The following is a 10,500-nucleotide window of genomic DNA, read 5'->3' on the forward strand; positions in this document are numbered from 1 at the left end:
AGACGCAGTTCCCATCAACAGTTTCTTGAACCGTTAGCGTTCAAGCACGTTCTGGCTAGAGAGAGGACATCATGGGCCACGACCATTCGCACGATCACTCGGTGGCGCTCGTGAATGTTACTCAGCCGAACCCTGTTTCTCCTCGCTTCGGTGTCCACGTTGCAAACGGTGGTCTTGACGTTTCCGTCGTGGCACGCCTGGCGACGCACGTTGATTTCTGTGTTCTGGACTTAGACGACTCTGAAACGCGGTATGCGCTGATTCCTAGCAACGAGGGCATTTGGCACGGTCATATCAATGGCTTGGGTGTGGGCACGCGTTATGGTTTCCGCGCTGATGGCCCGTGGGATCCCGATCGTGGCTTCTTCTATAATCCGGCGAAGTTCCTGTTGGATCCCTACGGACGAGGTCTCGAGGGAAGCGTTGACATGAGTGCCGCAGTCTACGGGCATATCGTTGACGAGAACCTATATCCAACTTCTTATCCGTTTGCGCGTTCTCCTCTTGATTCGCGTGGGCATGTCCCCTGCTCCGTTGTCGTTGATTCCCGCTTCCCCGTGGCACCAAAGCCACGCGTCCCGTGGGAAAAGACGATTGTGTACGAGGTCCATGTCAAGGGCTTTACGAAGAACATGCCGGGTATTCCTGGCGAATTACAGGGAACATACGCGGGCTTGGCACATCCTGCGTCAGTGGATTACCTGAAGAACCTGGGAATCACTTCCATTGAACTTCTCCCCGTTCACGCGAAGTGTGAGGAACCGTTCCTATCGGAACGTGGTCTGACTAATTACTGGGGTTATTCGACCCTGAACTTCTTCACTCCCGAGCCTTCTTATGCCACTCATTCAGCGCAAGACCGTGGCGCCCAAGCGGTCGTCGACGAGTTCCGCGGAATGGTGTCGATCCTGCACGAGGCAGGGATCGAAGTCATCCTTGACGTCGTCTACAACCACACGTGTGAAGGTGGCAACGCCGGCCCGTCACTCTCGTGGCGTGGACTCGATTCTGACCTGTATTACCGCCACACGAACACGGTTCCCGTCGCCTGTATTGACGACACGGGCACCGGAAATACCGTGAACGTCGACAATCCCAAGACAATGTCGATGATCCTCGATTCCCTGCGCTACTGGGCAGACACAATGGGCGTCGACGGTTTCCGCTTCGACTTGGCCGCAACCCTTGGACGCTTCGCCACGGGATTCGACCCGAAGCACCCGTTGCTGATGGCAATGGCAACCGACCGAACACTGTCAACGGCAAAGCTCATTGCTGAACCCTGGGATATCGGCCCCGGAGGCTGGCAGACCGGCAATTTCCCACTCCCCTTCTCAGAGTGGAATGACCACTACCGCGGGGCACTGCGCGGCTTCTGGCTCTCCGACGTTCGTTCCCTAGTCGAAGGTCACGGCGCGTCTGGCCCGAATAACCTAGCGACCCGTTTGGCCGGTTCCTGCCCCGTTTTCGATCATGGCACCGGAATCGGACGCGGGCCTCGTGCTTCAATTAACTTCATCACCGCGCACGACGGCTTCACCCTCGCTGACCTAACGGCGTTCGATACCAAGCATAATTGGGCGAACTTGGAAGGCAACCGCGACGGATCGAACGACAATCGTTCATGGAACCACGGAATTGAAGGCTGGGTCGCATCAATCGCGAACATGACCGACGATGAAGGTGACCCGGTTGAGGCAAAAGAAGCAATCGAAACGACCTCTCGTCGTCGCTACCAGACCCAGCGCAACATGCTGACCTCCCTGCTCATTTCTGCGGGCACCCCAATGATTCTCGGCGGCGATGAATTTAGTCGCACTCAGCAGGGCAATAACAATGCGTACTGTCAGGATTCCCCGATCTCGTGGTTCGACTGGAATCTGACACCCGAGCAACTGGCACACAAGGACTTCGTTCGTTGGTTGATCGGCCTGCGTCACGCTCACCCCGTATTGCGCCCCGATATCTACGAATCAGGTGCACCCGTACCCGGCGATTCAATCCCGGATGTGGCGTGGCTGGATAAGACCGGTGCTCCCATGCCGACAGAAGGCTGGGCTCTTTCCGACAATCGCGTGTTCCAAATGTTGCGTTCGGGCGTACGTTGGAACGACCGCGACGCTCTGGTCATTGTGAACGGCACTTTGGACGAGCAGGATGTGAGCCTTCCGACCGGCCACGGCGTCGATTGGCTCGTATGTGTGAATACGGCGTGGATTCGCCTTGACGAGGGTGTTCAACCGGGGACCGATCCTCTCGCATTGAGCCTGAGCCTGGGACAGGTCGCCAATGAATCCATCGTGACTCTTCGACCGAACTCGATGCAGGTCTTGCTTTCCGATATTGCGGTACCGCCCAAACGCTAACTGCGGGCGGACGCGAAATAGCGTTAGGCGCGTCTTTCGATAGAATCACACCCATGACTTCCAGTGAAGACGCACTTGCACACTCGACATCCGACGCATCGCTTGCTCGTTCGAAGGCTCGTTCAGCCGAAATCGACCGGGCCATCGATGAAGATCCCACTCGCTTCCGTATCCTGACCGGTGACCGACCGACCGGGCATCTGCACCTCGGTCATTACTTCGGTACGCTCCGTAACCGTGTTCTGTTGCAGAACCGTGGCGTTGAAACGTGGGTTCTGGTTGCCGACTATCAGGTGATCACGGACCGTGACGGCGTTGGTCCAATTCGTGAACGCGTCCTTGGTCTGATTGCCGACTACATTGCTGCCGGTATTGATCCGGAGCGTTCGACGATCTTCAACCATTCTGCCGTTCCGGCGCTCAACCAGCTGATGCTCCCCTTCCTGTCTCTGGTCACCGAGTCTGAGTTGCACCGAAACCCTACAGTGAAGGCAGAACTCGAAGCCACCGACGGTCGCGCTATGACTGGCCTGATGCTGACTTACCCAGTTCACCAGGCTGCTGACATTCTGTTCTGCAAGGCGAATCTTGTTCCCGTTGGTCAGGATCAGTTGCCACACTTGGAGCAGGCTCGCCTGATCGCCCAGCGTTTCGATAAGCGCTATGGTCGCGCCAATCCTGAGGTTCCCGTCTTCCGTCGTCCCGAGGCCCTTTTGTCCGAGGTCCCGCTGTTGCTCGGCACCGACGGCGCGAAGATGTCCAAGTCGCGTGGCAACACGATCGAACTTGGCATGACCGCTGACGAAACGGCGAAGATCGTAAAGAAGGCGAAGACTGACGCTGAGCGCACGATCACCTACGATCCCGCGAATCGTCCTGAGGTCGCGAACCTTTTGATGCTGGGCTGCCTAGCGTCCGGTCAGGCTCCCGAGGCAATTGCCGAGCAGATCGGCGATAAGGGTGCCGGCACGCTCAAGATGTTCGTCACCGAGGCCCTCAATGAGATGCTTGCTCCACTGCGCGAAAAGCGTAGCGAACTGATCAACAACGAGGACTACTTACTCCAAGTGTTACGACTTGGTAACGAAAAGGCGAATGAGCAGGCGAACGAGACCCTCCACGAGGTACGTACCGCCATGAAGATGAACTACTGAGCCACCATTTTCGCTGGTCAGACCGGCTAGCTATGGGTGCCCTCAGAGCATTGAGGGCACCCATTTTTAGGTAGTACAAAGGTCCTAGAGGCGCGCTTTTCCTTGCTAGCGGAGCAGTCTTTTTCTCCCTAGCTTGAGAGAATGACAACTCTTATTCCGTTCACTTTTTCCGACTCTGTCAAGTGCTCACCCGTCATTTCAGTTGCGCCTGTAGCCCAGAAGAAAGAGTCTCTTGCTGCTCGCCTCAACTGGTTGCGTGCAGGCGTTCTTGGCGCCAATGACGGAATCGTGTCGATTTCGGGCCTTCTTGTTGGCGTCGCAGCTGTGAACCCGGCAAACACGAAGGCCATCGCTATTGCGGGTGTAGCCGGGATCGTTTCTGCAGCCCTATCAATGTCCGTCGGCGAATACGTCTCCGTTTCCACCCAACGTGACACGGAACGAAAGATTGTCGCCGACCAGAAGACTGCCCTGGTGGCTGATCCAGCTGGTCAAGAAAAGCGCCTTGCGTCCTTGTGGGAAGAACGAGGCCTGCCGAAAGACACCGCGACCTTGGTAGCACGGACGTTAAGCGAAAGTGACGCACTGGATGCTCACCTGTCGCTTGAGCACAACATTGACCATGACGATCTGACGAACCCGTGGGTGGCAGCGGGATCTTCCTTCCTTGCCTTCCTCTTTGGATCGCTCCTCCCTCTGCTCACGATGCTGTTGTTCCCACCCAGCATGCGTATCCCCGCAACATTCGCCGCCGTCCTTGTTGCGCTCGGTTTGACTGGGTGGATCTCAGCGATTCTTGGTCGTGCACCTCGCCTTCCCGCAATTGCACGTCTGCTCGTTGGCGGTAGCGTCGCAATGACACTGACCTTCGCTGTCGGCCACATATTCGGCGTCGCAGTCTGAAAAACGCGGCCGGCCTCGTCAATTCGGCGACGAGGCCGGTTTGGTTTATCTGAAACTGACCGCATACGCAAACACGAACCAGCAGCCCCGCGCTGACCACGCGAGCGCCCCAACTGACGTAGGCTGGTGACGTGAGCGACATTCTTCTTCCTCGAATCCCAGTCACTGAAGTTTTCCCTGTCGTTGAAGACGGCACGTTGGCCGCAAAGGCAACAGAAAACGAGCCTCTTCCCATTCGCGCGACGGTTTTCCGCGAAGGACACGACGCATTTGCGGCCGAAGCGGTCTTGATCGACCCCGATGGTGTCGAGCACATGCGCGCTCCAATGGCGGACATCGCACCCGGCCTTGACCGATACGAAGCGTGGGTCAAACCCGATCGCCCCGGCACGTGGTCTTTCCGCGTCGATTCATGGTCGGACCCCTATGCCACGTGGCGTCACGACGCAACCATCAAAGTTGACGCAGGTGTCGACGTCGAATTGATGCTGGAAGAAGGCGCACTCCTGATGGAACGCGCCATCGACGGAAAAGCCCTGAACAACCCCCTGCAGCAGCCCCTCGATGCCAAGGACGCCGAGGTTCTGCGTGACGCCGCAGCCCACCTGCGCGATACGTCACGTTCGGTTCAGCAACGCCTGTCCGCGGGCGTGTCGTCACACGTGCGCGCCGTGTTCCGCGCCCACCCCGTACGTGACCTTCTTGGGTCTTCACGCGAATATCCTCTGGCCGTTGCTCGTGAGCGCGCCCTGACCGGTGCTTGGTATGAGATCTTCCCGCGTTCAGCCGGCGCGTTCCAGCGTGAAGATGGATCGTGGGTGTCGGGAACTCTGAAGCAGGCTTCCTACGAGCTCGACCGCATTGCTGAAATGGGCTTCGATGTCGTCTATCTGACACCTATTCACCCGATCGGCACGACAAATCGTAAGGGTAAGAACAATACACTGGTCGCCTACGAGGGCGATCCGGGTTCCCCCTACGGCATTGGTTCCCCCGATGGTGGACACGATGCGATTCACCCCGAGCTGGGCGATTTCAATGATTTCGACGATTTCGTTGAGCGCGCGTTAGAGCTTGGACTTGAAGTCGCCCTCGACTTCGCGTTGCAGTGCTCCCCCGATCACCCGTGGGTCACCGAACACCCCGAATGGTTCACAACCCGCGCCGACGGTTCGATTGCATTCGCGGAGAATCCGCCGAAGAAGTACCAAGACATCTATCCGCTGAACTTCGACAACGACTATGACGGCATCTACGAGGCCATTCGTGATGTCCTCGAAGTGTGGATTGAGCACGGCGTGACGATCTTCCGCGTTGATAACCCGCACACGAAGCCGGTGCGTTTCTGGCAGGAAATCATCGCTGACGTTCACGATACGCACCCGGAGATTGTTTTCCTCGCTGAGGCATTTACTCGCCCCGCGATGATGCGCACTTTGGGCGCAGTCGGATTCGATCAGTCCTACACGTACTTTGCCTGGCGTACTGAAAAGCAGGAGATCGAAGAGTATCTGACCGAGGTTTCGACGCAAACCGCTCACCTGATGCGTCCGAGCTTTTGGCCGACCACTCACGATATTTTGACCCCGCAGATGACGACGGGCGGTACCGCGATCTTTGCGATTCGTGCAATGCTCGCCGCTCTTGGCGCTCCGAACTGGGGGATTTACTCGGGCTACGAGTTCGTTGAGAATGTTCAGCGTCCTGGCTTTGAAGAGCAGAACGATAACGAGAAGTATGAGTTCCGCCCGCGTAACTGGGAAGATGCTGAGCCTCTTGGCATTACGCGCTTGTTCACCCTGTTGAATGCTGCTCGCGCGAAGCACCCTGCCCTGCGTCAGCTTCACCAGCTTCGGATTCACCCGACCTCTCACCCAGAGATCATGTGTTTCTCCAAGCAGGTTTCCGGAGTATTCACCGAGTCCGGAAACACGGACACAGTGATCTGCATCGTGTCGCTCAATCCTCATGAAGGTGTGTCAGGCACCGTGCACATTGATCTGAACGACCTGGGAATTCAAACCGCCGGTGGTCATTTCCGCGTTGTCGACGAGCTTGATGGCACCACCTACACCTGGGGATCCGAAGGCTGGGTTGATCTTTCCCCCGTTACTCGTCTTGGTCATGTGTTCTCTGTTGAGCCCACAACTGACCTCGAACCTTGGACCAACCGACACTGACATCGAGAAAGGACGGCTCTCACGGTGTCTTATGGCGAATTTTAGTGTCGCCCATCTCACAAAGATGCCGATGACGTGCGAGAATGTGGACATGACTAATGACTTGACCCCCATCCCCGTGGATCTAGCGACGCTCGATGCCGTTGGCAACGGCGCTCACTACAATCCTCACTCTGTCCTCGGCGCACATATTGGTGATTCATCAGTCACCATCCGCTCCGTTCATCACCTTGCTGATGCAGTCGACATTGTCACCGCAACCGCAGCGTACCCCGCGACCCACGAACACGCCGGCGTGTGGGTTGGCGTCCTTCCCGGTGAAGAAGTCCCTGACTATCGCGTTCGCGTCACCTACGGTGATCAGATCACGACTCTCGACGACCCCTACCACTACCTGCCAACGCTCGGCGAGATGGACACCTACCTCATCTCCGAAGGCCGTCATGAGCAGCTCTGGAAGGTTCTTGGCGCGCACGTTAAGCACTACAGCGGCGACATGGGCGACGTCGACGGTGTTGCCTTCGCCGTGTGGGCACCGAACGCACGCGCTGTCCGCGTTGTCGGCGACTTCAACTTCTGGGACGGCACTGCAACCGCGATGCGTTCCCTTGGCTCGTCCGGCGTCTGGGAAATCTTCGTCCCCGGCGTCAAGGTAGGCGCACGCTACAAGTTCGAAATCCAAGGTCCCGGTGGCAACTGGTTCCAGAAGGCTGACCCTCTGGCACGCGCTACCGAAATACCGCCGGCAACAGCCTCCGTCGTCACCGACTACTACCACGAGTGGACCGACGAAAAGTGGATGACTGACCGCGCCGAGCGCAACGTCCATGAAGGCCCGATGTCGATTTACGAGGTCCATGCTGGATCGTGGAAACAGGGTCTGGGCTACCGCGGACTGGCTGACGAGCTTGTCCCCTACGTCAAGGAAATGGGCTTCACGCACGTTGAGTTCATGCCTCTGGCGGAGCACCCCTTCGGCGGGTCGTGGGGCTACCAGGTGACCTCGTACTACGCACCCACCTCGCGTTTCGGCACACCCGACGATTTCCGCTACCTTGTCGACGAATTCCACAAGGCCGGAATTGGCGTCATTCTCGACTGGGTTCCCGCCCACTTCCCAAAGGACGACTGGGCGCTTGCTCGTTTCGACGGCACTCCCCTGTATGAGGATCCGGATCCGTTGCGTGGCGAGCATCCTGACTGGGGAACCTACGTCTTCAACTTCGGTCGTCGCGAGGTCCGCAACTTCCTGGTTGCGAACGCCCTATACTGGCTCGAAGACTTCCACATTGACGGTCTGCGCGTCGACGCTGTCGCCTCGATGCTCTACCTCGACTACTCGCGTAAGGACGGCCAGTGGCGTCCAAACCAGTACGGTGGCCGCGAGAACCTTGAAGCGATTGAATTCCTGCAGGAAGCCAACGCGACTGCCTACCGCACGCATCCTGGCATTGTCATGATCGCAGAAGAATCAACCGCATGGCCGGGCGTGACCGCACCGACCAGTGGTGGTGGCCTGGGCTTTGGCATGAAGTGGAACATGGGCTGGATGAACGACACCCTCCACTACATGGCAGAAGACCCGGTGAACAGGCGCTGGCACCACGGCGAACTCACATTCTCGCTGGTCTACGCATTCTCTGAGAACTACGTGCTACCGATCTCCCACGATGAAGTTGTTCACGGCAAGGGCACCGTCGTCGAGAAGATGCCCGGTGACGACTGGCAGCGTTTCGCTGGCACCAAGGCGCTGTACGCCTACCAGTGGTCGCACCCCGGCAAGCAACTCCTGTTCATGGGTCAAGAGATCGCCCAGCGCCAGGAATGGAACGAGTCCTACTCGCTCGACTGGTGGATCACCGACTTCGAAGGCCACGCTGGCGTTCAAGCGCTGGTCTCCCGACTCAACCACCTGTACGCCCAAAATCCTGCTTTCTGGGATGACGACTACACGGGCTTCGAGTGGATCGATGCATCCGACGGGGATCACAACCTCATCACCTACCTGCGTAAGGGCAAGCGCGAAGGCACCGAACAGCCGGTCGTCGTCTGCGCAGCAAACTTCGCTGGTAACCCGCATGAGGGCTACCGAGTGGGACTGCCCTTCGGCGGTGAATGGACTGAAATCCTCAACACCGACTCCGAAGAATTCGCAGGCTCCGGCGTGACCAACCCAGGTGTGATCATCGCAGAACCGATCCCGTGGAACGGCCGCCCGTTCTCAGTCGAGCTGCGTATTCCGCCGCTCGGTGGACTCTGGCTGGCACCCCTCAAGCCTGACACAAAGCACTGACATCTTCAGGGCGGACTCATTCATCGAACGAATGTCGATAGAATGAGTCCGCGTTTTGTGTTGCCCCCGCAAGGGCAGACACACATGCACCGCGCACCATCAACCGATGCTCCCATCCGTCAAAGGAGACTACACAGTGAACACCTCGACCTCGCACCTGTCGTGGCCCGCAGATGAGGACCTCCTTGCCGGGCTCCACGCATGGATGCAGGACCGCCGTTGGTTTCCACTGAAAGGTGACGCAGCACCGACACTTGATGAACTCAGCATCCACGCCGATGTTGCATTGGGCGACACGATTCGTGATCTGTTGATCAGCGCGAAACACCCCGACGCTCTCGACGAGGCCCCCGTTCTGATCCACGTCCCCTTGGCCCTAGCACCCGCTTCAGACCTTGATTCCTTTGCTGTCGCCGGCGAAATCCCCGGATCGCATGGTTTCGTCATGGAAAGTACCCCCGAGGTCGCATTCATTGACGGTCCGCACCATCCCGATTTCTGGCGGGCGTGGGCGAGGCTTGCCCACACCCAGGGGTCGTTCCTTGACGATGAGGGCATCGTTGCGATCGAAAGACGCGCCAATAGCGGACGAGTCATGACCGGTGAGCAGTCGAATACGAACGTCGTCATGCGTAGCGGTGAAGGTGATCCTTATGCTGATGACATCGTCATCAAGCTTTTCCGCGTCCTCGCCGCAGGTCGCAACCCCGATGTCGAGGTGTCTGTTGCATTGGCAAAGGACGGGTGGGATCGCGTCCGCACACCCGTCGCATGGTCCACACTCACTTGGAACGACGCTCTAACGGGCGAAACCATCCTGACCGACTCCGCGGTAGCCTGTACCTTCATTCCAGCCGCTGACGACGGTTTTGAACTCTTCTGCGACTATGCCACCCGTGACAACCCAGCGAATGGAACAGTTCGTAGCTCCGCAAGAGCACTAGCATTCACTCTCGGTCAAACGACCGCCCAGATGCACTCCCATATGGCCGCCTCCCTGGGTACATCCGCCCCTGTTCCCCCATCAGAGCTTGCCCACTCCCTGCGATCGCGCGCCTCGTGGGCGCTGGCAGAAGTCGCCTTCCTTGCAGAACGCATCCAGAATTTCGAAGAGAAAGTCGACCGCGTCTACGCGCGCCTCGAGGCTCTCGATCGCCTCGATGAAGCAACACGCATCCACGGCGACTACCACCTGGGGCAGGTCCTCCACGAAAAGGATCTTCCCACAGGCGTAGAACCACGCTGGTTTGTTCTCGACTTCGAAGGCGAGCCCCTGCGTCCGCTTGCCGAACGCTCAATGCCTGACCAACCCATGCGTGATGTTGCCGGCATGCTCCGTTCCTTCGACTACGCGGCAGCCGTCGGAAAAGCCACCGACGAAACATGGCGAACCGACATGCGCACCGCTTTCATCGATGGATACCGCGATTCATTCGCTGACATGAACGAGGCAGACAAAGAACGTAAGCGTGCACTGATCGTAGCCCTCGAACTCGACAAGGCTCTCTACGAAGCCGTGTACGAAGCACGAAACCGCCCCGACTGGATTGACATTCCAGTACGAGCCATCGAAGCTCTCATCACTGAAGACTAAAAGCGCCATC

6 protein-coding genes are annotated in these 10,500 nt (G+C 58.1%); all 6 read left to right on the forward strand.

The annotated features are described in order from the left end of the window. Positions 1-71: 71 nt before the first annotated feature. The 6 genes from glgX to AC5RE1_RS04495 all read left to right on the forward strand — a co-directional run bounded on the left by glgX (position 72) and on the right by AC5RE1_RS04495 (position 10,490). On the forward strand, positions 72-2,366 hold the full coding sequence (gene glgX, locus AC5RE1_RS04470) for a glycogen debranching protein GlgX (protein ID WP_493938409.1): 2,295 nt from the start codon (positions 72-74) through the stop codon (positions 2,364-2,366). A 53-nt stretch (positions 2,367-2,419) separates the two neighbouring features. Then, a complete protein-coding gene (gene trpS / locus AC5RE1_RS04475) occupies positions 2,420-3,520 on the forward strand; it encodes a tryptophan--tRNA ligase (protein ID WP_493938410.1) in 1,101 nt (366 codons plus the stop codon). A 141-nt stretch (positions 3,521-3,661) separates the two neighbouring features. Beyond that, positions 3,662-4,423: a VIT1/CCC1 transporter family protein gene (locus tag AC5RE1_RS04480; RefSeq protein WP_179369747.1), complete on the forward strand. Its 762-nt coding sequence runs from the start codon at positions 3,662-3,664 to the stop codon at positions 4,421-4,423. Between the two features lie 131 nt (positions 4,424-4,554). After that, on the forward strand, positions 4,555-6,603 hold the full coding sequence (locus AC5RE1_RS04485; RefSeq protein ID WP_179369748.1) for an alpha-1,4-glucan--maltose-1-phosphate maltosyltransferase: 2,049 nt from the start codon (positions 4,555-4,557) through the stop codon (positions 6,601-6,603). A gap of 91 nt (positions 6,604-6,694) precedes the next feature. After that, a complete protein-coding gene (glgB, locus tag AC5RE1_RS04490; RefSeq protein WP_493938411.1) occupies positions 6,695-8,896 on the forward strand; it encodes a 1,4-alpha-glucan branching protein GlgB in 2,202 nt (733 codons plus the stop codon). A gap of 106 nt (positions 8,897-9,002) precedes the next feature. Beyond that, complete coding sequence (locus AC5RE1_RS04495; protein ID WP_493938412.1) at positions 9,003-10,490, forward strand: 1,4-alpha-glucan branching protein; 1,488 nt, start codon at positions 9,003-9,005, stop codon at positions 10,488-10,490. The last annotated feature ends 10 nt before the right edge of the window (positions 10,491-10,500 follow it).

The organism is Actinotignum sp. usb-actsch-rep-73, assembly GCF_059082735.1.